20 protein-coding genes and 3 pseudogenes are annotated in these 26,509 nt (G+C 37.3%); 15 read left to right on the top strand and 8 right to left on the bottom strand.

The window, feature by feature from the left end; translation table 11 throughout:
• The first annotated feature begins 152 nt into the window (after positions 1-152).
• The 4 genes from FTT73_RS14380 to FTT73_RS14365 all read left to right on the top strand — a co-directional run bounded on the left by FTT73_RS14380 (position 153) and on the right by FTT73_RS14365 (position 5,895).
• On the top strand, positions 153-506 hold the full coding sequence (locus FTT73_RS14380) for a hypothetical protein (RefSeq protein WP_180191597.1): 354 nt from the start codon (positions 153-155) through the stop codon (positions 504-506).
• Positions 507-969: 463 nt separating this feature from the next.
• A complete protein-coding gene (locus FTT73_RS14375; RefSeq protein WP_180096835.1) occupies positions 970-3,105 on the top strand; it encodes a hypothetical protein in 2,136 nt (711 codons plus the stop codon).
• Positions 3,080-4,969 (top strand): dynamin family protein, encoded by a 1,890-nt coding sequence (locus FTT73_RS14370; protein WP_180096836.1) that lies wholly within the window; start codon positions 3,080-3,082, stop codon positions 4,967-4,969. Before FTT73_RS14375 ends, FTT73_RS14370 begins: the two co-directional genes overlap by 26 nt.
• Before the next feature lie 2 nt (positions 4,970-4,971).
• Complete coding sequence (locus FTT73_RS14365) at positions 4,972-5,895, top strand: hypothetical protein (protein ID WP_180191596.1); 924 nt, start codon at positions 4,972-4,974, stop codon at positions 5,893-5,895.
• 104 nt (positions 5,896-5,999) lie between these two features.
• Here the strand turns inward: FTT73_RS14365 and FTT73_RS14360 are convergent.
• The 4 genes and pseudogenes from FTT73_RS14360 to FTT73_RS14345 form a co-directional block, all read right to left on the bottom strand.
• Positions 6,000-6,199: pseudogene (locus tag FTT73_RS14360) on the bottom strand (IS256 family transposase); the annotation flags it as partial.
• Positions 6,200-6,231: 32 nt separating this feature from the next.
• Positions 6,232-6,678, bottom strand: a pseudogene (locus FTT73_RS14355) (transposase); the annotation flags it as partial.
• 111 nt (positions 6,679-6,789) lie between these two features.
• The gene (locus tag FTT73_RS14350) at positions 6,790-7,521 is read right to left on the bottom strand and encodes a Fic family protein (RefSeq protein WP_180096838.1); all 732 of its coding nucleotides are present in this window, start codon (positions 7,519-7,521) and stop codon (positions 6,790-6,792) included.
• A gap of 162 nt (positions 7,522-7,683) precedes the next feature.
• Positions 7,684-8,361 carry a cupin domain-containing protein gene (locus tag FTT73_RS14345; protein WP_180191595.1) on the bottom strand — a complete coding sequence of 226 codons (678 nt, stop codon included), beginning with the start codon at positions 8,359-8,361 and terminating at the stop codon, positions 7,684-7,686.
• 199 nt (positions 8,362-8,560) lie between these two features.
• On the opposite strand from FTT73_RS14345, the gene FTT73_RS14340 reads away from it, so the two are divergent.
• A complete protein-coding gene (locus tag FTT73_RS14340) occupies positions 8,561-9,553 on the top strand; it encodes a Fic family protein (RefSeq protein WP_180191594.1) in 993 nt (330 codons plus the stop codon).
• A gap of 294 nt (positions 9,554-9,847) precedes the next feature.
• Here the strand turns inward: FTT73_RS14340 and FTT73_RS14335 are convergent, their stop codons facing one another.
• From FTT73_RS14335 to FTT73_RS14325, 3 genes are all read right to left on the bottom strand, one after another.
• Positions 9,848-11,476 (bottom strand): iron ABC transporter permease, encoded by a 1,629-nt coding sequence (locus FTT73_RS14335; protein WP_035268400.1) that lies wholly within the window; start codon positions 11,474-11,476, stop codon positions 9,848-9,850.
• Positions 11,477-11,559: 83 nt separating this feature from the next.
• Positions 11,560-12,576, bottom strand: coding sequence for an extracellular solute-binding protein (locus tag FTT73_RS14330; RefSeq protein ID WP_005096099.1), 1,017 nt, complete (start codon positions 12,574-12,576; stop codon positions 11,560-11,562).
• Between the two features lie 25 nt (positions 12,577-12,601).
• Complete coding sequence (locus tag FTT73_RS14325) at positions 12,602-13,723, bottom strand: ABC transporter ATP-binding protein (RefSeq protein WP_100358132.1); 1,122 nt, start codon at positions 13,721-13,723, stop codon at positions 12,602-12,604.
• Positions 13,724-13,943: 220 nt separating this feature from the next.
• On the opposite strand from FTT73_RS14325, the gene FTT73_RS14320 reads away from it, so the two are divergent.
• The 10 genes and pseudogenes from FTT73_RS14320 to FTT73_RS16530 form a co-directional block, all read left to right on the top strand.
• Positions 13,944-15,449, top strand: coding sequence for an ATP-binding protein (locus tag FTT73_RS14320; protein WP_005096101.1), 1,506 nt, complete (start codon positions 13,944-13,946; stop codon positions 15,447-15,449).
• A complete protein-coding gene (locus FTT73_RS14315) occupies positions 15,442-16,143 on the top strand; it encodes a response regulator transcription factor (RefSeq protein WP_005096102.1) in 702 nt (233 codons plus the stop codon). Before FTT73_RS14320 ends, FTT73_RS14315 begins: the two co-directional genes overlap by 8 nt.
• A 22-nt stretch (positions 16,144-16,165) precedes the next feature.
• On the top strand, positions 16,166-16,360 hold the full coding sequence (locus FTT73_RS14310) for a hypothetical protein (RefSeq protein ID WP_005096104.1): 195 nt from the start codon (positions 16,166-16,168) through the stop codon (positions 16,358-16,360).
• 76 nt (positions 16,361-16,436) lie between these two features.
• Complete coding sequence (locus FTT73_RS14305; RefSeq protein WP_005096105.1) at positions 16,437-17,960, top strand: TerC family protein; 1,524 nt, start codon at positions 16,437-16,439, stop codon at positions 17,958-17,960.
• 460 nt (positions 17,961-18,420) lie between these two features.
• Positions 18,421-18,837 carry a cation efflux protein, CzcI-like gene (locus tag FTT73_RS14300; RefSeq protein WP_227591103.1) on the top strand — a complete coding sequence of 139 codons (417 nt, stop codon included), beginning with the start codon at positions 18,421-18,423 and terminating at the stop codon, positions 18,835-18,837.
• A 48-nt stretch (positions 18,838-18,885) separates the two neighbouring features.
• The gene (locus tag FTT73_RS14295) at positions 18,886-20,211 is read left to right on the top strand and encodes a TolC family protein (protein WP_005096108.1); all 1,326 of its coding nucleotides are present in this window, start codon (positions 18,886-18,888) and stop codon (positions 20,209-20,211) included.
• Between the two features lies 1 nt (position 20,212).
• On the top strand, positions 20,213-21,439 hold the full coding sequence (locus FTT73_RS14290) for an efflux RND transporter periplasmic adaptor subunit (RefSeq protein WP_005096109.1): 1,227 nt from the start codon (positions 20,213-20,215) through the stop codon (positions 21,437-21,439).
• Positions 21,429-24,593, top strand: a complete 3,165-nt coding sequence (locus FTT73_RS14285; RefSeq protein WP_180191593.1) for an efflux RND transporter permease subunit — start codon at positions 21,429-21,431, stop codon at positions 24,591-24,593. Before FTT73_RS14290 ends, FTT73_RS14285 begins: the two co-directional genes overlap by 11 nt.
• Positions 24,594-24,656: 63 nt before the next feature.
• A complete protein-coding gene (locus tag FTT73_RS14280; protein ID WP_005096111.1) occupies positions 24,657-25,559 on the top strand; it encodes a cation diffusion facilitator family transporter in 903 nt (300 codons plus the stop codon).
• A gap of 125 nt (positions 25,560-25,684) precedes the next feature.
• A pseudogene (locus FTT73_RS16530) lies at positions 25,685-25,934 on the top strand (Fic family protein); the annotation flags it as partial.
• 460 nt (positions 25,935-26,394) lie between these two features.
• Here FTT73_RS16530 and FTT73_RS14275 read toward each other — a convergent pair.
• Positions 26,395-26,509, bottom strand: a 115-nt coding sequence (locus FTT73_RS14275) for a transposase (protein WP_180050720.1), incomplete at its 5' end; no start/stop codon positions are given.

Below are 26,509 nucleotides of genomic sequence, written 5' to 3'. Positions count from 1 at the left end.
TGTACACAGTGCACTGGGTTATGTATCGCCTTTTGAGTTTGAAGCAATGTACTATGATAAGATTAACCCGTTAGGTCAGGTGGCCTAACTTAAATAAAAAAGTCTCCGACAAACCCGGTACGGTTCAATCTTGTAAAGAAATTTATGATGCTATGAAAAATATAGGCATCCAGCAAACCGCTGAGCGAGATTATGCTTATGAGTTTCAATTGGCAAATAAGCTGTTTATTTATGTGAAACGGTTATTGGATACCCAGAATTTCCAGCAGCAACCGTCAAGGCTTATGATGCATCCAATGTTTATTGCGCTGAAAGATGAGTTAACGAGGTTGGAGAATACTGAATTTAATTTTGAACAAGAAGGCAATATGAATTCAGCATTTGCTCAATTTCCTAAATGTCCAAAATCAGAATGTAAAGACAACTCGACTGAGTACAGAATTGGCGTTAACTTTCCTGATAAGAATACATTGTCGGAGCTGTTGAAATTTATTGGAAGTTTATAAAGAAGGAGCTCATATGAGCTCCTTCTTTATTTGGGTTTTTCAGGGTTACTGCACAATTTAAATTTAGAGATTTTTCATTGGTTTAAATAGTGAGTTCGATTGCCACCATCACTGTTAACTCTAGTTATTCATGGAAAGATTACCATGCACAAACTGTTATGAGATGTTTGCCTATTTGGATTGAAGATTACAATTGCAATTAGCCGTATAGTGGGCTAAAAATGAAATCCCTTCGGGAGTTTAGATCGTTCAAATTAGCAAGTTAACTGTCCACATTTACGGGGAATAATACAAAGGGAGCTTAATGGGAAGTTGCCGTTATGTGTCAGAAGTCCAAATTCCATCTTTAATAAGTTGTTGGATTCCCTATATTAAGGTTGTAAGTCCTCTGAATTTACAAGAAAATTTATTGGATGAATTAAAAATTATTGTGAAAGTATACTGTAACTAGGGTAATAAATTAATGAAAAACATCTCAGAATCAAATGTCATTTCTCGCTTAGAACTTGCACTCTTTAATTTGATGAATAGTTTAGTTGGTATGCCTAAATATACAGAAATAAAAAACCAAGTATTATCGATTAATCGGAAGTTACGTATTACTAGAGAACTAGCAGATACAAAATATATTGCTATCGCTGGTACACAAAGTGCAGGAAAGACCCGATTAATACGTGAAATGTATGATTTGGATCATCAATGGCTTTCAGATAATGAGGGGCGTGGCGAACAATTACCCCTTTTTATTATTGAACATAAAGAATGTACTCAGCCTTACGCTGTGGTTGTCGAATATAATAATGATAGAGAACAAGAAAGGAAAATCACTTCGGAAGAATTGCACACGATTCTAAGAAACTATAATGCCGAAAACTCTATTTTATTAGCTAAATTGTATGTGCCAATGAAGTATTTTAAGCAAAATAATTTTGGTTTTGTTTTATTACCTGGTTATGAAATGGAAACAAGAGAAAACCAAAAATGGCAACAATTAATGCGTCATACCCTTACACATGCCTTAGGATGTATACTGGTTACGGATGAAACAAGGATTGCTGAAAATACACAAAAACGTATTTTAGATGATTTGCGTAGTCAATATTTAGAAAATAGACAACCTATTGTTGCCGTGACTAAAACAGAAAATTTAAAGGATGAAAAGCGTGTTGAATTAAGACAGACGGTAGCAGAAGCATTTGAATTTTCAGAACAACAAAAAGTAAATATTGTATTAACAGGCGCTGATGATGATAATTATAAAAAAAGATGGTCTAGTGAATTAATGTGCGCGATTATGACTACCACCTTAAATTCTAAACAATCTGAAGCAGCAAAATATGCTGAATTAGATTATTTACTATCAGATAAAGTAGACGATATCATTTCTTTATCTCAAACTGGATTATTAGAGGTCGATTCTATTGGTACTAACAGTCAAGCAGAAAAAAACATCAATGAAATTTTAGAAAAATTTGATACAGCACGAGATAAGTTTAAACGTAAGTATAATAAAGAATTAACAAAACAAACTCACTCGTATGTACATGCAACAATTAAACTCACAGAGAAAGAATATATTGATAATGAGGAAGGTATTAAAAACTGGTGGAACAATTTAGGGGAAGATCATCAAGGACGGGCAAAGCAACGTATTCAAAGTGTGTGGCGAGATAATCAAAATACAAAAATATCAGAACCAAGAACCATCATCGAAAGTAATGTAAAAGCGCTATCAGATTTATCCAAGGATCAATTGGGATTAAATGTTACAAGTGAATTTACACGTAACGAACAAGGATTAATTAATAATACCTCAGCTCTATTAGGTGAAAATAAAAGTAATAAGGTCGCTGTATTAGATAAACCTGAGGTACAAGATGGAATAAAACGACTATTTTCTCCATCAGTCATTAGTACAGACAACGATATTAAATTTAATAATGATTTATCGAAAGCTATCGCATTGGTTCCTGCATTAGTAATGGAATATGGTCGTCTGATGCAGGTCGCGGTTGTAACAACCCCTGACATCAAAATTTCTGAAAAAATGAGTGGAGATAAATTAATTGAAAATTTCGCAACAACAGTTAGCACTGAATTACCAAAATTCAATGAATCACTGAAGCCAATCATTACTACAATAGCTGCTATTTTAGCAGTAGATGTAACAATTGATGGTCAAATTGATACGATTCCGGCATTGATTCAAGCTGTTTCTAGTACAGCCACAATATCTGCCGGAGGTGCCGCAGCAGGTATAGGTGCAACTGCTTCTATGGCAGCCGCAGGTGTTATCGTAGGTGGATATTTAGTGTATCAAGCACATAAAGAAGTGCAACGCTATCATGCTAATCAAAAAGAATATATTGCTACAGTGATGGAATATTACGGTGATATGAATATTCAAAACTCTTTGGATCAATATGATGATGTAATGGAAAATATTCGGGATGTTTTAAGAGATAACTTGCGTAAAGCATATGGTTTAGATCAGGCATTAGGTAAACGTGATACAGTTTTAAGATGCCTAACAGCAACAAAGAATGCACAAGAAAACTTACAAAGGTATTTAGGTGGACAACAATCAAGATTGGCTTGAGCTATATCAACAACGTGATCAATGGGCGATAACAGCCTATGAAAATTTTATTAATCAGGTTGATGATGCGTTAAAAGTAGATTTAACTCGATCTGATCAAATTACTATCGTTGTATATGGCTCAACACAAGTGGGAAAAACATCATTAATTCTCAAAATATTGGGAATTGATGATGCTCATATGTCAGAAGTTTCCACATTACTGAGAGGTGGTCGTGAAATTGGTAAGTCAGCGACCATTATGCCTATTCGCTACCGTAAATCTGAAGATAACCAATGGCATATTCATGATATACAAGGTAGAGACACTGCTGTTTCAACTGTAGAAGAATATTTTAAAAATTTACGAGCAAGTGTTGAAAAAGGTCAAATTAATACTACAAATATTGTAGATGTCTATATTCCACAATACTATTTTGCTCATCAATCAGAGGGAATGCTAGATATTAGAATTCTGGATTTGCCAGGTATTCAAGCAAAAAATGAACATGAACAAAATCATGTACAACAGATTTCAACAAAATATGCAGCCAATGCCGATTTAATTTTATTGGTTGGACGTTCAGATGATTTAGCTTTTATAAATCCTAGCCGCCTTATCTTGGATCAATTTAAATATTGGACTTCTCAACCCAGTCGTTTTAGAGTGATATTAACTCGTGCATTTTCACCTGCGACAGTTATTGATTATATAAAAAAAAATCAAGATACATTTAATTTAGATGCGTTTAAAGATCGAATCTTCCAGCAATTAAAAACCCATGATTTTCCAGTTCCTCAAGAGTGTCGGGATATTATTTTCCCACTCGAATTTGGAGATTCTTTAGCAAATATTCAAGAGAAACACCTTGAGTATTTTGAGCTAATAGATAGCGTTAACCAGCAATCGTTTAAATTATTACATGAAGGAATATGCAAAGCTGCCAATCCTTATTCGCGATTTAAAAATGGTTTTGATGTACAACGTCTTGCTAAAATACGTATAGAGGAAGAAAAGGAAAGATTTAATGAGAATGATGAACAGTTCAGCCAAGAATTAAGAGATTTGAGAACTATAATGGCTAAATTTGAACAAGAAATTGAAGATGTAGCTCAACAACAAGTTGATTGCCTATCAAACGATGAATATTTTAGAATGATTCAAGAAGAATATTCACTAGATTGGTTTCAAATGCAGTATGAGGATTTAGCTAATGAATTTTATACAATTCCTGATGATACGTCTGTTTCATCTCTGAAAAAGATAGCAAAGGTATATACTAGTTATCCAAAATCAAGATGGTTTGGGATTGTAGAATATTTTGATAAAAATGAAGAAGATTTAAATTTTTCATTCGGTTTGCCGCCAGAATTAGATGTAGAAACTTTTAAAGTATATGATGAAAAGCTAAATGGTTACCTAACAAATTTTTATTGGGCTGAAAGTAATTTTAAAAAAGATTATCAAATGTTAAAAACTGCATTGATAAAAGAAGGGAAAAAATTTTCACAAGAAGCATGCACGCGACTGACAAACTATACAAATCAGCAAAGAGCCCAGCTTAAAAACAAATATGAAAGCTTAGATAATCGCTTAAAACAACTTGTATATGGTTTAAAGAATAAACAAGACGAATTATTTAAGTTACAGCAACAAAAAAGTGACTTAAAAATATGTCACCAAAACTTTATTGCACGTATGACCACAGCACAGCAACATGGAAAATCTTTTGAAGACTTTATGAAAATCTCCTTTGAGCAGGCACGGTTGCAGTGCAAAAATGATTTTTTAAATGAAAGAGATCCTATCAAAAAGTTTTATCGCTTATGGTATTCAATGTTACTAGAAACACAATATGATGAAATGATGTTAGGGGTAAAATAGTAATGTTACAAAAATTTAGTAAAACTGAAATGAACGAAAATATTAAAGTAGATAAATCAATGGATGCATTAATAGGGCTAATACATCAAAATATTAATAAACCTATAGATGAAAATGTGAATAAACAGATTGAAAAAATTAAGTTTGATATTCAATTTTCTGGTGAAAAAATTAATAAAATTGAAAAAGATATAAAAGTTCAAAATACTAAAATCAAGAAAAATTTTGACGACATTCATGAGTTAATTGGAGATAAATGTGATGAAAATCAGAATAAACTTGAAACATTAGAAGAGTTAATTTTTGATTTTAAAAAAAATAACTTTGAGAAGTTAGAACAAAGCTTTGAAAAAATTGGTGAATCTTTTAATTTTTTAAATTTAAACATTGTAAAGAATAAAAATTCTTTATTAGATGAGCTAGGGCAACAGCTCACCACTGCATTTTCAAACCAACAAACTACTGTGTTAAGTCATGTGGATGAACAATTTAAAAAAAATTTAGGTGAATTAAAAGAACAACAAAAATATCAAGTAGATCAATGGTCCACTTTATTTAAAATATTACAGAGTTTATCTAATCAACATATAAGCTCTTTGAATTCTCAATCTGAATTAATTTCAACATTATTGATCGATTTTGAAACAAAGATATCTAATAAACAAGATGCTGTTATACTGCAACTCATTGAACAAATTAAGTCTTCATCAGATCTGTCATTAAATAAACAGCAAAACAATATCAATCAGCTGCAAGAGTTTCAACAAAATCGTTTAGATCAGCAAGCTTCAGAATTAAAAGCATTTGATGAAAACATTAAAGACCAATTGGCAAAAAATAAAAAAATGCAGACGATGACTTTAGGAATAAGTATTATTAATCTATTATTAATTGCTCTTATTATTTATCTAGGTTTCTCTATGTAACCTAGGTAATCCTTCCTAAAAATAATAGGTTCTAAAATTAGAAATTATATTTCTAGCCTACGGAAGGAGCGTGTAAATAATTTTGTGTAATTGCTTTTCATAAATTAAAGGTGATTGCTTAAGCGGTCACCGAATTCAATAATAAAGCGACTCATAGCTAAACGCCATGAGCAGCACTGCTGCGCAAGATAGGCATATTCCACTTTTTAGACGCTGCATCAATTGCCAGGTAAATCACTTTACGTACAGAATCATCCGTTGGAAAGACTTTACGCTTTTTGATCGCCTGACGTATTACGCTGTTTGTAAGCGTTCGCTGAACCCCATACCTATTTTTTAATTCGGTTCAGGTTTCCAGCAGTGTGGCAGTAATTCTTCTATTTGAGTCACTTTATGTGTCGGCAGCCTTTTCAGTACATCACTTAAATAGGCATACGGATCCAGCCCATTCAGTTTTGCTGATTGAATCAGGGTCATGAAGTTCGCCGCTCGCTGACCACTGCGCAGCGAACCTGCAAATAACTAGTTCTTACGCCCCAAAGCCCAGGGACGCATTTGGTTCTCTACCCAATTATTGCAAATAGGTAGATTGCCATCATCCAGATAATGGCTTAAGAATTCCCAACGTTTTAGGCTGTAATTGATGGCTTTGGCAGTGGCTGAACTCGATGGAACCGTCGGATGATGTTGAGTGAGTTTAGTCAACAATTGGGTGAATTGATTGAGATCTTCTTCTGTTTTGATTCCTTTAGCAAATTCTGCAGCAAGGTCTTTTAGTTTTTGTTCGTTCATCATGTTGCCTGACTCCGTTGTGAATATGAACATAGCAAATTCAGGCAATTACACAATTTAATTTACAGTCTCATTTTTGTCCGAGCTACCGTACAAGCTTTGCTAAATACCTAATACCACCTGATATGGTTTAAATCCTTCTAGCACTGCATCGGAGACTAACTTGATAAAGGCTTCGGTTTTTCCGTAAGCCATCCACTGATCAAGAGCCTCATAGTAAGCCAAACGATTTTCTACTGTAATAACACAAGGTGGATAACCAGCTTTAAGTAATTCTAGATTCATCAATAGGCGTGATGTACGCCCATTACCATCAATGAAGGGATGGATACCTACAAAATCCGCATGTACTTTAGCAGCACGTTCAATAGGATGAAGCTTATGTGCTTCACTATTATACCAATCTACCAATTGAGCCATCTTATCATTTAACAAAGTATAGTCAGGTGGGGTAGTGGTAGCACCTGATATCAGGACGTTTTGTTGACGATAACGTCCAGCATTATCATCATCAATATTCTTTAAAATGAGTTGATGGATATTACGAATTTGCCATTCAGAAAAAGGTTCTTCTTTTCGAATAATATCTTCAACATAGTAAATTGCATTTCTATGGTTGATCGCTTCGAAGTGTTCTCTTAATGCCTTTCCACCAACAGTAATACCCTCCAGTACTACTTTTGTTTCTAGTAGAGTAAGTGTATTACCTTCAATTGCATTTGAATGATAAGTCCAGCGAAGAATAAGGTCTTCTTGTAAATTTTTTACAATTGAATGAGAGAGGGGGCGATGTTGATCTAATTTTTTCTTTAAATCATCGATAGTTTCAAACATTACCTTATCCCTGAATTTGTCTTAGTTGATCATACATGAAAAAATAAAGATCAGAAATGTAGTGATATATCATTACATTTTGTATGAGTTTTAAAAGTGGTAAGTGGACTGCTCCAAGTATTCTAGACACGAGACAGCTTCATTTTTGAAACACATTATTGTTCATTTCACCCACACATCTATGGCATGTTGTAGATGACCAGTTTTGACATAAAGTGTTGCACCTGATGAACCTGCCTGAAATTTAGCAGCACTATTGAGGGGAAGACGGACCCACGAACCTGCTGGATATATTTCAGTGCCGCAAAATAATTGACCTTTAATAATGAACAATTCAATCCCTTGTTCTGATTTCTCTACGAAAATTTGATCAGGTTCTAGCTTTTCTAAATAGGTCTGCTCATGTTCAGATTGAAATAGCGGGCATATCATCCGACGTTGGGTAAGCTTCCAATTCGCTAAGTCATTGGTGTTAATCCGGGTTGGTTCTCTCTCATGTTCAGTCATTTGCATCAGTTTCACAAAGATTAAACAACCTGCTTTACTGGAAACCCGATGAGTTGAATGATGGGGGTTACGTAAATACCAGCCTGCCGGATAATCATCTTCAGAATTCTCGGTAAAAATGCCTGACAATATGAGGACTTCTTCACCCAAAGGATGTTGATGTTCAGGAAAGGCAGATTCTGGTGCGTATTTCACAAGACTAGTTGCACGTGCTTTCTCATCGCCAATCCGATCAAGCATCATTCTATCGACTTCACCTCCTGGAGATTTTACCCAATGGTAATCCTCTGGCTTGATGATGACGGGTTGTGAGAAGTCGGCATGAATAAACATAATGTTGTCCTGTAATGAAGAAACCTACGTATTTTAACGAGAATGCACAGGTTTATTTTAAAAGAAATAGCGATTAGTGAGCTCACTGTTTCAGAAAAGATAAGCATGTTGATAGCAGATATTACTCACTAAGCTATGAAATATTAATATTTTAGAGTTTAATCAACTGTGCTTTGTTTTTACATCAATGAGGAATGGCATGAAATATCAACCGCCTTATACGATCACCTCTAAAATTATTCACTTGATTGCACAAATTAGTGAATCAATAGGGCGTTTGACTGCATTAACTCAAATCCAAGATAGCCTTAAATTGCGAAAAGCCAATCGTATTCGAACGATTCAAGGGTCTTTAGCGATAGAAGGAAATACCTTGAGTACAGAGCAAATCACAGCGATCCTGAATGGCAAGACCGTTATCGCTCCACCTAAAGAAGTTCAAGAGGTACGTAATGCCCTAAAGGCATATGAAGAAATTCAAGATTGGAATCCTGATCAAGAATCGCATTTGCTGAAAGCACATCAAATATTGATGACAGGACTGATTGATGAAATTGGACAGTATCGTCATGGCGGTGTTGGTGTGATGTCAGGGGATCGAGTCGTGCATATGGCTCCGCCTGCAAATCAAGTCCAGCGTTTAATGAGAGAGTTATTACAGTGGTTGGCTGAAGGTAATGAGCACCCATTAATTCAGAGTTCAGTATTTCATTATGAATTTGAGTTTATACATCCATTTGCTGATGGCAATGGGCGGATGGGGCGTTTATGGCAAACTTTAATCTTAAGCCAGTGGAATCCAATTTTTCTCAATATCCCTGTAGAAAGCTTGATTTATCAAAACCAAAAAGCTTATTACGATGCATTGCAAGCGAGCACAGATCGCTCAGATTCTGCACCTTTTATTGAGTTTATTTTGCAGATGATTCTAGATGCAATACTTAGTTCTGATGCCAGCGATCAATATACCGCTCAAGCTAGCGTACAAGTTAGCGATCAAGTTAAACGTCTCATCCAGAATATGGAGCAGAAAGCATATAGCTTAACTGAGCTTATGGCTCTATTAGACTTGTCCCATCGAGCCACATTCCAAAAAAATTATTTAACTCCAGCATTAGAAGCAGGTGTGATTGAACGTACCCTTCCTGATAAGCCTAAGAGTCCTAAGCAAAAGTACAAATTAAAAAATTGAACTATACTGAGGTTGATGTGATTATTAATATCATAATGAGCTAATTGAAATGTTATAACATTGCATTTATTTTTAGGTGTAATTTTCTGCTATAATGCCGTACGCCACTTCAAATCCTGAATTCGGATTTGAACAAGATTTTAAAGTGATTCAATGCACTAAATCTAATTTGGGTCAAAATTGGGTCAATGAATTTTTTTATTCAATAAAATATATTTAGAATGAATGGGTTAGGATTTGAGCTCGATTGACGCCACCTTTTCACTTCGATTATTTATGTGAATTTCGATTCATTTATCTATTCGTTTTACCCATTCGAGCAAGTAAAATAACGGGAATTAAGCCGACTAATACAATGAGTAGAGCGGCTATTGCACCATCTTCATAGGCTCCTCTTGATGCTTCTGCATAGAGTTGAGTCGCGAGTGTTTCCATATTAATCGGTCTAAGTAGAAGTGTTGCAGGTAACTCTTTCATCGCATCTACGAAGACTAATAAGGCAGCAGAGAGGATGGCCGGAGCCAATAAAGGGAAATGAACGCGCCACAAAATGCCTCGTTTATTTTGTCCTAAATTACGAGCAGCATCATCAAGTACTCCATGAATACGATTATACCCAGACTCTATACTACCAATTGAAATAGCCAAAAAACGAACCGTGTAGGCGTAAATTAAGATGCCACTCGTGCCCAATAATAGTAAACCCGTCGATATACCAAGCTTGAATTCGAGAAAATCTGCGATTGCATGATCAATAGCGCCTAAGGACAGCATCAGACCAATTGCGAGTACTGTTCCTGGAATTGCATAACCGAGGCTAGCAATACGGCTAAACCATATATTTTGGCTAAATCGTGCTGAGCTGACGATCAAAAAGCCGATGAGGATCGTAAAGAAGGTTGCTACACTCGCTAGGCTCAGTGTATTTACCGAAGCTTCTAATAGGGAATCCGAGAAGCCCGCATATTGTATGCGCTTATAAGACTCTACAATTAAATGGCAAAATGGAATAACGAATCCAATGACTACGGGAATCATTCCAAGTCCAAATAATAGTAGAGCTTTACGGCCAGTAATATGTCGGGCAGGCATGAGTCGACTACGTTGAGCTGAGTTCATATAACGCTGTTTCTGACGTCCTAACCTTTCTATTAAAACTAAGAAGGTAATGAACATCAGCATGAAAATAGCAATTTGTGCGGCACTAGCAAGATCAGACTGATTTATCCATGTTGAATAAATGGATAATGTGAGCGTGTTAATACCAAGAAATTCAGTTGCACCAATATCATTAATTGTTTCCATTAATACCAAGCTTGTACCTACAGCAATTGCTGGTCGAGCAAGGGGGATGGCAACTTTTAATAAGACCTTATTAGGATTAAGACCTAGACTTCGAGCGACCTCGATTAGACTAGCCGATTGCATTAAAAACATGGCACGAGTGCTTAAATACACATACGGATAAAGTACGAAGCTTAGTAAAAAAATGCCTCCCCAAACTGATCGAATGTTTGGGAACCATAATTGTTGCATATCTAAGCCGAGACCATCCCTTAACAGACTTTGAACCGGTCCGATAGGGTGGAGAATGTCGATATAGCTATAAGCGATAATATAAGTCGGTACTGCAAGTGGTAAAAGCAACGCCCAATCGAGAATTGAACGTCCACGAAATTGATAGGCTGTAACAATCCAGGCACTGCCTGTGCCAATCAATATCGTTAGAAAACCTACCCCAAAAAGAAGCATAAACGTATCGATTAAGGTCGCTGGAATTACAAAGCGAATCAGATGATCCCAAATCTCATTATTGCCCTGTAAGGCTGTCCAAACTAATGCGAAAACAGGTAAACAGGCGAGAAGCGTCAATAGTCCACTGAGCGATATTAAAGAACGAAATGCAGATTTTGTTTTTGACATTAAAGTGTATAGGTCTGATGCAATATTAAATTGAAATTAGGACTTACAGGAAGGAGAAAGCCTCCCTGTAAGTTTATCGGAAATTAACGATTAAACTGGACTTTATCCACCAGCATATTGGCTGTTTTGCGGTGTCGAGCAATATCACTTAAGCGTATAGAATCCACTTGTAGTTTGCCAAAGCTTGCAATAATCGGGTCAACTCTAACCCCAGGTTTAACTGGATACTCAAATCCACTTTTTGCATAGATGGCTTGAGCATGATCCGAGGCTAAGAACTCTAATAGTTGAACTGCTTCTTTGCGATTAGGTGCATATTTAGAAACAACGGCACCTGAAACATTCACATGCGTACCGCTATTTTTAAATTTCGGCAGGACAACGTTAATCGCATTACCCCAACGTTGTTGCTCTGGGTCGCCTTTACGCATATTGCCGACATAATAGGTATTTGCTACACCAATATCACAAATCTTGCCAAGAATATCTCGAGCAACATCACGATCCCCACCACTTGCAGGACGAGCTAAGTTGGCTTTGATACCACGTAGCCATTTTTCAGCCTCTTTTTCACCATAATGCGCGATATAGGCTGCAATTAGACCAGTGTTATAAGGATGGTTGCCAGAGCGGATACAGATTTTACCGTTCCACTTAGGATGAGCTAAATCTTCATATGAGATTGCAGTCAAAGGCGCACGATCTTTAGACACGTATACTGCACGTGCACGCATGGATAATGCATACCAATGTCCATTTGCTGCGCGTAAATTTGCCGGTATTGAGGAGTTAAGGACTTTAGAATCAACACGTTGTGTTAAACCATTTGAAACCAAATCTACCAGATTACCGAAGTCGACTGTAAGCATCACATCTGCAGGGGAGCGTCGACCTTCAACTTTAACACGTTCAAGTAAACCATCTTTGATAAAAACCGTATTGACCTTTACCCCAGTTTTTTGGGTAAATTCTTTTAAGAGCGGTTGAATCAGTGCAGGTTCACGCGTGGTATAAAGGTTGACTTCAGCTGCATTCACCCAGCTTCCACACAACGCAGTCAAGCCAGTCAAAATGAGAGGAATTTTTGAAATTGATTTCATGACTTATTTCCTAGTTAATACAAATTTAAATAGAGTATTCAAGCTGTACAAAACTTTTATTCACATCTAACTCATCTTCAGATTCGAAGAAATAACAAGCAGACAGGTTTACCGAGATATATACCTGATCATTTGCTGAATATTCGTATTGATCATCGACATGGGCAAAAATAATCATCGATTCAGAGATGATTTCTAAGCGCAACTGATAGGCTTGACCTAAATAACTAGATGAGATGACTCGAGCAGCAACTGCTCCTACAACAGGTTGATGATGGACCTGAACCTGTTTAGGACGGAAACAACATGAAATTGATTTTTCTTTGCCAGTTAAATGTTTTGGTAAAAGATGACGCCCAAAGAGCGTTTGAATTTGTTGATTTTCGTAATATGCTAGGGTCTCATTCAATATCGAGAAATATCGTGCAGCAAATAGTGTAGATGGCTGCAAATAAAGTTGTTTAGGTGATCCAATTTGAATGATTTTTCCCTGATGCATCAAGATAATTTGATCTGCAATCTGTAATGCTTCTTCAGGATCATGTGTGACGATCACGGTGGTAGTCTGGGTATTTTTTAAAAGCTGGATGGTATTTTGTCGGATTTGATCACGTAGGCGATGATCCAAATTGGAAAATGGTTCATCCATAAGAAGTACATGCGGCTTTGGAGCTAAAGCACGTGCTAATGCAACACGCTGTTGTTCACCGCCTGATAAGGTGTGTGGATAACTACGCATATGATGGTGCATTGAAACATGTTTTAAAGCTTGTTCTGCCATTTCTTGTTGCTGGCCTTTAGGAAATTTTTTTAACCCAAACATCACATTTTCGAGCACGCTTAAATGGGGGAACAGGGCATAATCCTGAAATACTAGACCAATATTTCGAGATTCTGCTGGAATCTGTTGCTCTTCATTCCATAAAATATTTTGTTCAAGTTGAATCGAGCCATTTGTCGGTGTTTCTAATCCAGCAATTAAACGTAGCATTGTCGTTTTACCACAACCTGAATGTCCAAGTAAGCAGATGATCTGCCCTTGATCCGCAGACCATGTTGCCTGACTGACAGCAAAGCGTTGGCCAAATTTTTTGCTTAGACCTTTAATTGTTAAAATACTGGCAGAAGATCCTGCATACATGTTCATACTGAGCTCGAAGTATTAATTCTTATCTAAATGATAACTGATAATTGTTTTGAATATCATTGAATGTTTGTAGACCCATTTAAAAATTTACGCAATTTTTACGACCAAATGAAATAAATGTAACTAATATATTTATTGTCAAAAGTGTTACGGGTATGGCACTTGACGCTTTTGGCAACTATCTTTAACTTGAAAAAATCTAATTTGGAATATGTAACTGATGGCATCTCCACGCGTTGGTATAAATTTCAATAGATTTAAGATCTCCAAGAGAGAGGCGTTAATAACATCTGTGGTTACATTTTTTAGCGTTTTCCTCGCTAAGATGTGTGATCATTACTTCGGTGTGGATGATTATTCCCTAATTTTTCTTACAGCTGTCGTATATTTAGCGTCTCGTTTTAGTATGGCTGTTGCAGTCTTAGCAGCAGCCATTTTTTTTATATCCTATGATTTCTTTTTTTTACAACCATTTAATTCTTTCGATGTATTTGCTAAACAGGGCATTGTTACTCTCTTAGCGTTTTTTATATCTGCTTTGATTGCTGGAAGATTAGCGAACAGGTTGCGAAAAAAAATTCTTGAACTGCAAAAAGCTAATCATCAGACAGAACTATTGGTTAAGATTGGACGCCAGCTCTCTGTAGCACTTACATCGAGCGAAGTTATCCAAACTACTGAAAGTTTTCTATTGGAGCATTTAGGAATAACGGCTCAGATTGAATTAAATGAATCCGATACTTTATTTGTAACTAGTGCAGAGGAAAATAATAAAAAAATCAAGATACAAGAAGGTCAAACTGATAAGAAAGATATCTTATCTTTGGACAAGGGGACCTCACTTCCTTTAATCAGCCAAGATAGAATGTTTGGTCAAATATATATTCATAAACTTGGTACTGGCACTAAGTTGAATTTAGAACGCACATTTTTAGAACTGATTATTGATTATATTTCACAAGTTTTGGCTAGAACCATGCTTGCTGAGCAATTAGAAGAAGCTAAAATATTAGCTCAGGCCGAACACCTCCGTTCTACGATTCTCTCTTCAATATCACATGATTTAAGAACACCACTTGCAAGTATTAAGGGTGCTGCGGAAACATATAAAAGTTATGAGGCATATTTAAGCGCTGACGATAAGCGGACTCTAATGGATACCTTGCAAACTGAATCAGAGCGTTTAGATCAGTACATTGAAAGTCTCTTGAATATGACAAAATTGGGTAATGAAACAATTAAACTCAACAAGGAGTGGGTAGGCGTAGATGAGTTAATTGGAGCAGCGGTACGTCGCTTAAAACGCTATAGACCTGCTCAGGTTATTCATATTTATTTGCTTGAAGAGGAGTGTGATTTATTTGTTGATGCTCCCCTTCTTGAGCAGGCAATTTTCAATATTTTAGATAATGCCAGCAAGTATTCAAACTATAAAAATATTGAAGTACATGTTCATTATCAAGATCACCTAGAAATTGCTATTCATGATGAAGGTTATGGTTTTATAGATAAAGAAATTCCATTTGTGTTTGATAAGTTTTTTAGAGGTGAACAATCTAAAAATGATAAGAATGGAATGGGCTTAGGACTTTCTATTGTCAAGGCTATTATGACTGCACATGAATCTGAGATCATTATTTCAAAATCCTTGGTTACTTCTGGGTCATGTGTAACATTGCGATTCTCCCAATTTGAGATCAATGCAAAGGGTGATATTGATGGATGATAATTTTGAGGGACGCATTTTAGTCGTTGATGATGAAGTTCAAATTCAGAAATTTCTGAATATTGCCTTACGTGCGCAGGAACTTAAATGCTTATCTGCTTGTCGAGGACAAGATGCTTTAAATCTAATTGATCAAGAGCAAATACATATCGTGATTTTAGATCTAGGCTTACCTGATATGGATGGGAAAGAAGTTCTGATAAAAATTAGAAAAAAATCTCAGGTGCCAGTCATAGTGCTGTCTGCCCGATCAAATGAAATAGAAAAAATTGAATTATTTGATGCTGGTGCAAATGATTATGTGACTAAGCCCTTTAGCGTAAATGAACTTATGGCTCGCATCCGGGCTTTATTACGTGTTTCTCAACAATTGATTAAACCTGTATCAACTTATGAAAGTGAAAGTCTTCGTATTGATTTTCAAACCCGAGAAGTATTGCTTGAAAATGTCAGTGTTAATTTAACAAAAAAAGAATTTGAACTTTTAGAGCTTCTGGTCAGTCAAGAAGGGAAATTGCTCACTCAATCCCAGATCATTAAACGCCTATGGGGACCGTCCCATGCTGAAAACACACATTATTTACGTATTCTGGTTGCTAAGCTTAGAAATAAGCTAGGTGACAATGCGATTGATCCAAAATTTATTTTTACAGAACCTGGCGTTGGTTTGAGATTTATCTCTAAACCTAGCTGAATATTTAGGAAAACGAGCGAACATGGTTACATTGCCGACCCATCAGCTTGAACGAGCCTTGAAGCAGTATCAATCTGAAAATATCAAAATGATCAAAGTAGGTTACAAACTATATGCCCAATTAATGAGTGATTTGGATTTTGTTAATGAGGTTATGAACTCAGCTTTACGTCAAGATCATAGAAAATTTAGAGGAATACCATTAAAAGTATCTTAGGCGGACTATGATTTTAAGCTGATTACAGCAAATGAAAAAATAATAAATATTGCTTTAGAGAGTTAAGGAGGTATCTATGGAATTTTTAATGGATCCAGGAATCTGGGTCGGTTTACTCACTTTAATTGTTTTAGAAATCGTACTAGGTATTGATAACCTCGTTTTTATCGCGATTTTAGCTGATAAACTTCCTCCTGAACAACGTGATAAAGCGCGGATAATCGGGTTGACCTTAGCCTTATTAATGCGTTTAGGTCTGCTTTTTGCGATCTCATGGTTGGTCACTCTCACAGAACCTTTGATTGAGGTGTTTGGAAAAACGTTCTCAGGCCGAGATCTCATTCTTTTATTTGGTGGTTTATTCTTGCTTTATAAAGCGGTAAGCGAATTGCATGAAAGAATGGAGGGTAAGACAGAAGTTCATGTGACAACGAATGTTGTGTATGCAAGTTTTACAGCAGTGGTTGCCCAAATCGTAGTGTTAGATGCCGTATTCTCATTGGACTCAGTTATTACTGCAATTGGTATGGTAGATAATATTTATGTGATGATGATAGCTATGATCGTAGCGATGGTTGTCATGTTAGTTGCATCTAAACCACTCACCAACTTTGTAAACCGTCATCCTACAGTCATTATTCTCTGTTTAAGCTTCTTACTCCTAATTGGTATCAGCTTGATTGCAGAGGGCTTTGGTTTCCATATTCCAAAAGGTTATATCTACTCAGGTATTGGTGTTGCAATTTTAATTGAAGGATTCAATCAGTTTAGCCAGCGAAATGCATCAAAGCATCAATCAAAAATTCCCCTAAGACACCGTACTGCAGATTCAATTTTAAAATTGATGGGTGGGAAAGTAGAAACTGTTTCAGATAGTCCCCAACGCACTGAAGCTCAAGAAGTATTTGCGGATGAAGAACGTTATATGATTGGGGGAGTGCTTACCTTAGCTGAAAGATCTGTTGCTTCTATCATGACGCCACGAAGTCAAATTTCTTGGATCAATATGAATGATACACCTGAAGAAATTCGTGAACAGGTATTGTCTGTCCCACATAGCCTTTTTCCCATCTGCCGAGGTAGTTTGGATAAAGTCTTAAGTGTTGTTCGCGCTAAAGAAATCTTAGAAGTACTTGATGATAATGAACAATTAAAGACTCTAATTAAACGTCATCGCCCAATTTTTATTTTTGAAAAAATGAAAGTTATCGATGCAATTAATACTTTACGGTCTTCTAAAGGATCATTAGTTTTAGTCAATGATGAGTTTGGAAATGTACAAGGTCTAATTTCTCCACTTGATGTATTTGAAGCAATTGCTGGGGAATTCCCTGATGCAGATGAACAACTGGATTTAGTCAAGTTAGATGACCGTACTTGGAAAGCATCAGGTATGTTAGATCTTTATCAACTTGAACTAGAATCAGGCTTAGATCTAGTTGAGGAAGATTCTGGTTATATCAGTATTTCAGGATTAATACTGGATAAGTGTAATGGCACAGTAGAAGTGGGTTCTAGCTTAGACTATCAAGGTGCACATTTTGAAGTAACAGAGTTAGAAGCGAATCGTATTAAAACAGTCATCATTAGTTTGAAATAATCACAGTCTGGTTAAGCCCTCATAATTTTTATGAGGGCTTTTTAATTAAAGCTATTCGCTCGTTAATAATGAAATCTCAGCTGGAGTGTAGTCCACGCTCATATAGAATATGTGTAATAGTTGTTCTAATGTTTTGACAGTTAGATTATGAAAAGGCCCATCAAAAGATGGTTATGTGTGTCTAGAATTTTGGTGGCTATTCAAAAATATGTAGCTAATAAAAAACTGCCATCATACCGAAGTTTTCATATGGGATTACTTTGTATGATTTCGTCGTACCTTGAAGTTCTTGTGTCTATCTATTGTTATTCTTACTTGAAATTGATGTGAGCTTATAGAGACAAGGTAAATTTGCAAAAGTGCCGGCTATTCAGTGTTCATTGAATGTTTAATTTAATTTATTAAGCTTGACCTTGGAGTGGCTCTAAGCCTTATACTTGGTACAAATTTTTCGATTGTTATGATGATGCGTTCTACTACATGGATTACAGTCTTGGTTGGATTGTTCATGTTCCAAAGCTTTTGGAATGTGGCGGCGGCCTTTTGTGTCCATGAACAACAGCCTCAATCACAGCAGAGTTATCATTTTGGTCATCACCAAAATACCTTGTGTGCCAGCGATAGTCGTCAACACGATCATAATGGACAGTCAGAAAACATAAAAACATTCAGTAGCGATTTAGAAATCGGTGAAGATCATCAAGATCATCTACCATCGATGACGCATTTGATTGTACAAAATGAAAAAGTAGATGTGTTTCATCCAAGCTCTGAAGTTAAAGTGAATCCACAATTTCATTGGAAAAACAGCTATCAGGCTCCTGACCTGTTTCAACAAAGCCCACCTCCCGAATTTTCCCCGCTCATGGTGGGGTAGCCTAAAACATTCCCACCACTTTTATTATTTAAATAAGTGGGAAAAATCATGTCTTCACAATCAATTATACTCTTGCGTCATAGCTTGGTTGCTTGTATATGTGCAGCGGCTATGCAATATAGCTATGCTGAAAACGTTACCAGCTTTGAATCCGCTTTAGCAAAAGTACAAAGTTACCAGACTCAAGACAAGCTGTGGCAACAAGTTCAGCAAATATCTGAATTGAATATTCAGCAAAGTCGGTTATGGCAGAATCCAAGTATAAGTTTAGAACAGTCTGGCTTTGGCTCAGGTCAAGAACAGGAATTCAATGTTGGCGTTAGTCAACCTCTAGATCTATTTGGTCAGCGTAAGCTGAACCGGGTGATTGCCAATACCTCGAATCAACAAATCCAATTGCAACAGCAATTATGGAAGGCACAAAGCCAACTGATTGTTAAATTTGCATGGTCGCAATTTGCACTTGCTGAGGTTGAGCAGTCTGCTTATTCAGTACAGTTAAAAACAAGTAAAGCCAATCTGGACAGTGCCCAGAAACGCTATCAGGCAGGCAGTATTGCCCTGGTTGATTTTGAGCGTACCCAAATTGAAGCGCTAGAAATCCAACGACTTTATCAGCAAGCGATGCTGAATAAACAAGCTGCCGGTCGTCAGCTGTCTAATTTGTGGGGGGGAGAAACATCTTCACATCTTCAATTGAATAAAACCGCTATCCCTTGGCCAGAGCAAAGTCTCCAAACTGTGCAACGGTATATTGCTGAAGGGTGGCTAGAAAAATTCTATGCCTTGAACATTCAGCAATCGGATCATCAAATTGAAAATTTAAGAATTCAGGCACGTCCCAATCCGACTTTAAATGTAGGCATGAAACGTAGCAAAACCCCTAATGAAAGCAACGATACGACTTTAGCAATCGGCGTGGCTATTCCACTGAATATTTTCAATCGCCAGCAATATGCGATCCCGATGGTCCAGCAACAGCAAATATTGCTGAACCAACAGCAGCAGCGTGAGCTGAAGCAACAAATACTCGATATTGCCAACAGCATGCAACAGCTCAAAGGTTTACGTAGCCAGTTCGATGCCACAACAGCACAAGTTACTTTGGCGACCAAAGTTCAGAGCCGTACTTTACAAGGGTTTCAGGCAGGGAAACTGTCCATTACCGACGTTCAGCAAGCAACCACCCAACTGCAGAATCTTCGATTGGGTCAATTACAAATTCTACGTCAAGCTTGGCAAACTGCCCTAGCAGCTGAGGCACTCAGTATTGGCACAAGTTATGAAGAAATTAGCCGTTCGGATGCCTATACACAACTGAATAAAAAGGCAGTCGAAGCATCGCAAAATTTAATCAATGGGGGAGCACGATAAAATGAACGCCAAGCAAAACGGAAAAATATCCCAGTCTCTCATGATTGTAGTTTTGATTCTGATTACGGTCTTGGTCAGTCTGGCTATTTGGTTAAGTTCAAAAAAAACTGAATCTGAGGGGCATGGTCATGATGAGGGAAATGCCGAACATTCTGATGAAGATAGTTCTGAAGAAGGACATGCTGAAGAAGGCGAAATACAACTGACCAGCCAACAAATGGTTGAACAAGGTTTAAAAGTTGCTGTTGCATCCACAGGATTGGTTGAAAAGCTGACAACCCTGCCAGGTAAATTGGTGGTGAATACCGATCAACAAGCGCATATATCGCCTAATTTTAGTGGTCATGTTGAGCAAGTTAATGTTGCTCTTGGTCAGTATGTGGAACGTGGTCAAACGCTTGCAGTACTTTCCATCCCTGAATTAATTGATCAACAAGCGAATTTGAGCATTGCGCAGTCAAGTTTGCGTTTGGCACAGCAAGAATACCAACGAGAACAACAGCTTTGGTCACAAGGTATTTCGGCAAAACAAGATTTGCAGCGTGCTGAAAATACCTATCGCCAAGCCCAAATTACAGTGCAATCTCAGCAAGCCCGTCTACACGCTCTAGGTTCAACTGGGCAAAATGGACGTTTTGTTATTCGCGCACCCATTCCAGGCATGATCAGTCAAAAAGACATTGTGGTAGGTGAAAATGTCCAACTGGCGGATCAGCTTTTTGTGATTGAAAATCTAAAAGACCTTTGGTTGGAATTTAATCTACCAAATACCTCAAATATTCATCTTCAAGCAGGGCAAATTTTAAACTTTAAAACCAATGGTTCTGATCAAAATTACCAAGCAAAAGTACAAACGCTGAATTCACAGGCAGATTTACAAACTGGACGTTTACAAGTGCGTGCCAAAGTCACCACACAAGCGGATGTACTGCGTCCAAATGTTTTGGTAAATGTTTTTGTGACTGATGCACAAGCAAAAACAGCGTTAAGAGTCCAGAAAAAAGCCTTACAGCAGGTTGAAGGAAAACCTGTGGTATTTGTGATTGAGTCTGAAGAAAAGGGACTGGTTCATCTTAAAGCACAGCTAATAGAAGTGGGCGTGAGCAGTCAGGATGGGCAATGGCTAGAAGTCATTTCTGGATTAACTGAAGGGCAGAAATACATTGCGGATGGCAGTTTTCTATTAAAGTCTGAATTAGAAAAAGATGAGGCCGGTCATGAGCATTAATCAAGATTTACCTCGTCCTGAAGGATTATTTGAGCGTATTATTCAGTTTGCAATTCAAAATGCTATTTGGGTGATGCTGTTTGTCTGCACATGGATTGCAGTGGGTATTTATAGTTATCAGAAGTTGCCGATTGATGCTGTTCCTGACATTACCAATACCCAAGTACAGATCAATACCCAAGCCAATGGTTTTACAGCACTTGAAGTAGAACAACGGATTACCTATCCGATTGAAAATGCCATGGCGGGTATTCCAGATTTGGAGCTAACACGTTCAATCTCCCGCTATGGATTATCCCAAGTCACTGTTGTATTTAAAGATGGAACTGATATCTATTGGGCACGTCAACAAATTAACCAGCGTGTACAAGAAGCGCAAGCTGATTTACCTGCACAAGTTTCACCCACAATGTCACCTGTATCTACTGGCTTAGGTGAAATTTATCAGTGGGTGCTTACAGCCGAACCGAATGCGAAAAAAGTAGATGGTTCTACTTATACAGCGATGGATTTAAGAGAAATTCAGGATTGGATTGTTCGACCGCAACTGCAACGAGTTAAAGGTGTTGCTGAGGTTAATAGTATTGGTGGCTATAATAAAACCTATCTCGTTTCGCCCGATCTTAGTCGCATGCAGCAGTTGAATATTGGTTTAGATCAATTACAGCAAGCATTGACACTGAATAATGAAAATCGTGGTGCAGGGTTCATTGAGGAAAATGGTCAGCAACTCACGGTTCGTGTGCCGGGTACCTTGAATAATATCAGTGATATTGAAAACACCATGATTGCAAGTCCGAACGGTAGTCCAATCCGTGTGGGTGATATTGCTCAAGTCTCCATTGGTCATGAATTAAGAACAGGTGGTGCAACCTATAACGGTGTGGAAACGGTACTTGGGATTGCCATGATGGCGATGGGCGAAAATAGCCGTACGGTATCAAAATCGGTAGATGCTAAGATCCAAGAGGTTCAGAAAAGCTTACCCAAAGGGGTTAAAATTGAAACTGTTTATGACCGCACCAGTTTGGTCGAAAAGGCGATTAAAACGGTACAAAAAAACCTGATTGAAGGCGCCATTTTGGTCATCGTCATTTTGTTTTTATTTCTCGGGAATATTCGTGCAGCCTTAATTACAGCCTGTGTGATCCCATTGTCGATGCTATTCACACTCACAGGCATGGCGCAAAAAAATATCAGTGCCAATCTCATGAGTTTAGGTGCTTTAGATTTTGGGATTATTGTCGATGGGGCGGTGGTGATTGTTGAAAACTGTATTCGTCGTTTGGCGCATAGTCAGCAACAGTTAAAGCGACAATTAACTCAACAAGAGCGTTTTAAAGAGGTTTTTTTAGCCGCACGCCAAGCTCGACGTCCCTTGATTTTTGGGCAATTGATCATTTTAGTGGTGTATTTTCCGATTTTTGCTTTAAGTGGTGTGGAAGCAAAAATGTTCCATCCGATGGCATTGACAGTGGTACTCGCCCTTGTTGCAGCTATTATTTTATCGATCACATTTGTGCCTGCTGCGGTGGCATTGTGGGTCAAAGGCGATATTCAAGAAAAAGAAAGTCGTTGGATGTTATGGCTAAAAGCTAAATATCAGCAAACTCTTGATATTTCGTATCAATACAAAGCAGTTGTGCTGACTTTTGCACTGTGTTTATTAGTGATTACGGGATTTATCAGTACCAAACTCGGCAGTGAATTTGCACCACAGCTCAGTGAAGGAGACTTTGCGGTACAACAGTTGCGTTCACCAAGTACAGGCTTAGAAGAGTCTTTACGTATTCAGGAGAATACTGAAAAACTTCTTTTAAAGAGTTTCCCTGAAATTAAGGCAGTATTTGCCAGAACGGGTACAGCCGAGGTTGCAACAGATGTCATGCCACCCAATATTTCAGATGGCTATATCATGTTAAAGCCTCGTTCAGAATGGCCAAATCCTAAAGAAAGTTTAGATGAATTACGTGGCCGTATGGTGACGTATTTAGCCACGATTCCAGGCAATAATAGTGAATTTTCACAACCGATTGAACTCCGATTTAATGAATTGATCTCAGGTGTGCGTAGTGATGTTGGTGTGAAAATCTTCGGTGATGATATGGATGTCCTCAATACTGAGGCGACTAAAATCTCCAAAATCATTCAGCAAATATCGGGTAGCAGTGCCGTGAAAGTTGAGCAGACCTCAGGTTTGCCATTACTAAATGTCGAGGTAAATAAAACTTTGGCTGCACAATATGGTTTGAGTGTGCGTTCAATTCAAGACCTTGTGGCAACCAGTATTGGTGGTCAAAATGTGGGTGAAATCTTAGAAGGTGATCGACGTTTTGATTTTGAAATTAGATTAACTGATCAAGATCGAAATACATCAACAGTTGCTCAGTTGCCGATTCAGCTTCCTAGTGGAGGGCAAATTGTCTTAGCCGATGTTGCGACAGTCAGTCTAATCGAAGGTGTGAACCAAGTTAGCCGTGAAAATGGTAAACGTCGTATTATTGTGACAACGAATGTTGAAGGACGTGATCTGGGTTCTTTTGTTACTGAGCTCCAAAAACAGTTAAAAGACTATGATCTGCCAAGTGGGTATTGGATTGAATATGGGGGGCAATTTGAAAATTTAGCTTCAGCTCAATCACGTATGCAAATTGTGATTCCACTCGCTTTGCTGACTATTTTTATTTTGCTCATGGCGGTTTTCCATAACATGAAGGAAAGTCTACTTGTTTTCACAGGCGTACCATTCGCTTTAACGGGTGGTGTTTTATTCCTTTGGTTACGTGATATTCCATTATCGATGTCAGCGGGTATTGGCTTTATTGCACTGTCAGGTGTTGCTGTACTGAATGGTCTTGTGATGCTGACTTTTATCAAAGAGCTGAGAGATGAATACAGTTTAGATGAAGCCGTCTGGAAAGGGGCAATTTTGCGTCTACGTCCTGTGCTGATGACGGCTTGTGTCGCTTCACTTGGTTTTGTGCCCATGGCACTTGCCACTGGAACAGGTGCAGAAGTACAACGACCTTTGGCGACGGTAGTGATTGGAGGCATTATTTCATCCACCATGCTCACCCTTGTATTGCTTCCTATTTTATATCGCTGGATCAATACTGATCAGGACAATAAGCTACTACAAACGGAAACCTATTAAGTATAAATATATTCAAGGTAATGCTTCGGCTTACCTTGAATAATCAATAATAAGGAGAGCACTATGAGTAGCTCAAATCAACATGACCACAGTCATTTTGAAGCATCGGAAAAAAATGCCAAAAAACTCTATTTCGCTTTAGCATTAACCACCACATTTTTGATTATTGAAGTCATCGCTGCGTTTATGACGCAAAGTTTGGCGCTGTTATCCGATGCTGCGCACATGCTGACAGATGCTGCTGCACTTGCGATTGCATTAGTGGCAATTAAAATCGGACAAAAACCTGCAGATGATAAGCGTACATTTGGTTATCAACGCTTTGAAATTCTGGCTGCATTATTTAATGCACTGATGTTATTTGTTGTTGCTCTCTATATTTTATTTGAAGCCTATCAGCGCTTTGAGAATCCACCTGAAATTCAAAGTATCGGGATGTTGGTTGTGGCAATACTCGGACTGATCATCAATCTCATCTCAATGAAAATCTTGCTCTCGAGTAGCAAAGAGAGTCTCAATATTAAAGGTGCTTATTTAGAGGTGCTTAGTGATGCTTTAGGTTCAGTCGGGGTCATCATTGGTGCACTAATCATCTATTTCACGGGATGGATGTGGATTGATACGCTGATTGCAGTATTGATTGGGTTTTGGGTACTTCCAAGAACTTGGATATTATTGAAACAAAGTATCCATATATTGTTAGAAGGTGTTCCTGAAGAAATTGATATTGAGAAGTTAAGATCAGATTTATTAATGTTAGAAGGGGTTCAAAGTATTCATGAGTTAAAAGTTTGGGCGATTACGTCAAGAAAGGTGGTTTTGACCGTGCATTTGGTTGCACCTGATGTGGATCAAAAAAAATTATACGATCAGGCTTTTCATATACTTCATGAACGGCATCATATCAGTGATATGACACTACAAATTGAAGATGATAATTGGCATAAGCACCAGCATGCTAAGTAACAAAAACGTAGTCGTAATTACAAAGGTAATTGATAATATAGGTCAATTTTGTAAAACAATGTAGCGATGATTTTTTGTATAGCTAAGTTGAAGGATTTTTTGAACCATTTAGTGGAAAAAATTTTGCTAGTGATCAAGCTACCGCTCAAGTCAGCGATCAAGTTAAGCGCCTAATTGAAACGATGGAACACAAGGAATAGAGCCTTAGCGAACTTATGTCATTATTAGCTTTATCGCATCTTGCAACGTTCAAAAAAAATATTTAAGTCCTGCATTAGAGGCTAGATTAATTGAACGAATAATTCCTGATAAACCAAGAGCTCTAAGCAGAAATACAAATTGAAAAAAAGATGGCCTATAGAAAATACTGAGTAGTAAATAAAAGCAATGTTATAACATTGCTTTTGATCTTCAGTCTTTACGTGTTAAAATGTGTACACCAGTTCTAATCCTGAATTTGGATTTGAACAAGATTTTAAAGTGATTCAATACACTAAATCTAATTTGGGTCAAAATTGGGTCAATGAATATTTATATTTGTAAAATTATGTTTAAAATGAATGGGTTGGGTTTTGAGTTCAATTGACGCCACCTCCACCAAATTCTTAAATTCACATGACGTTATATAATGACTTATGAATTGGAAAGCCCAGATCTATAAAGGATTCAGGGCTTTTTTACGGGTACTTATAACGAATTATAAATATCTACAGCATTGCTTATCATGTATCACACTTTGTGTCATTCAATAATTATTGAAACCGCAGTGATACAAAAATGAAAAGATCCGATATTAAAAAGTGGCCGCTATCAGATACCATATTAGGGCGTGTCATCAATTAAGCCAAATGATTGTTGAAGCCAGGTAGATCGCTGATAAGAAGTTTTGAGCCAATTTATCATAGCGTGTGGCAATAGCACGATACTGCTTGAGCTTGGCAAAAAAGTTC

It is taken from the genome of Acinetobacter sp. YH01006 (assembly GCF_013420445.1).
Taxonomy (GTDB): Bacteria; Pseudomonadota; Gammaproteobacteria; order Pseudomonadales; family Moraxellaceae; genus Acinetobacter; species Acinetobacter pseudolwoffii.
This window is presented reverse-complemented; position numbering and strand designations above follow the sequence as displayed.

Coding starts and splice junctions, on each gene's coding strand:
- FTT73_RS14345 (WP_180191595.1), bottom strand. CDS start 8,361: ATGTTTATTCATGCCGACTTCTCACAACCCGTCATCATCAAGCCAGAG.
- FTT73_RS14365 (WP_180191596.1), top strand. CDS start 4,972: ATGTTACAAAAATTTAGTAAAACTGAAATGAACGAAAATATTAAAGTA.
- FTT73_RS14340 (WP_180191594.1), top strand. CDS start 8,561: ATGAAATATCAACCGCCTTATACGATCACCTCTAAAATTATTCACTTG.
- FTT73_RS14335 (WP_035268400.1), bottom strand. CDS start 11,476: ATGTCAAAAACAAAATCTGCATTTCGTTCTTTAATATCGCTCAGTGGA.
- FTT73_RS14285 (WP_180191593.1), top strand. CDS start 21,429: ATGAGCATTAATCAAGATTTACCTCGTCCTGAAGGATTATTTGAGCGT.
- FTT73_RS14350 (WP_180096838.1), bottom strand. CDS start 7,521: ATGTTTGAAACTATCGATGATTTAAAGAAAAAATTAGATCAACATCGC.
- FTT73_RS14305 (WP_005096105.1), top strand. CDS start 16,437: ATGGAATTTTTAATGGATCCAGGAATCTGGGTCGGTTTACTCACTTTA.
- FTT73_RS14310 (WP_005096104.1), top strand. CDS start 16,166: ATGGTTACATTGCCGACCCATCAGCTTGAACGAGCCTTGAAGCAGTAT.
- FTT73_RS14290 (WP_005096109.1), top strand. CDS start 20,213: ATGAACGCCAAGCAAAACGGAAAAATATCCCAGTCTCTCATGATTGTA.
- FTT73_RS14320 (WP_005096101.1), top strand. CDS start 13,944: ATGGCATCTCCACGCGTTGGTATAAATTTCAATAGATTTAAGATCTCC.
- FTT73_RS14380 (WP_180191597.1), top strand. CDS start 153: ATGAAAAATATAGGCATCCAGCAAACCGCTGAGCGAGATTATGCTTAT.
- FTT73_RS14300 (WP_227591103.1), top strand. CDS start 18,421: ATGATGATGCGTTCTACTACATGGATTACAGTCTTGGTTGGATTGTTC.
- FTT73_RS14295 (WP_005096108.1), top strand. CDS start 18,886: ATGTCTTCACAATCAATTATACTCTTGCGTCATAGCTTGGTTGCTTGT.
- FTT73_RS14375 (WP_180096835.1), top strand. CDS start 970: ATGAAAAACATCTCAGAATCAAATGTCATTTCTCGCTTAGAACTTGCA.
- FTT73_RS14315 (WP_005096102.1), top strand. CDS start 15,442: ATGGATGATAATTTTGAGGGACGCATTTTAGTCGTTGATGATGAAGTT.
- FTT73_RS14280 (WP_005096111.1), top strand. CDS start 24,657: ATGAGTAGCTCAAATCAACATGACCACAGTCATTTTGAAGCATCGGAA.
- FTT73_RS14330 (WP_005096099.1), bottom strand. CDS start 12,576: ATGAAATCAATTTCAAAAATTCCTCTCATTTTGACTGGCTTGACTGCG.
- FTT73_RS14325 (WP_100358132.1), bottom strand. CDS start 13,723: ATGAACATGTATGCAGGATCTTCTGCCAGTATTTTAACAATTAAAGGT.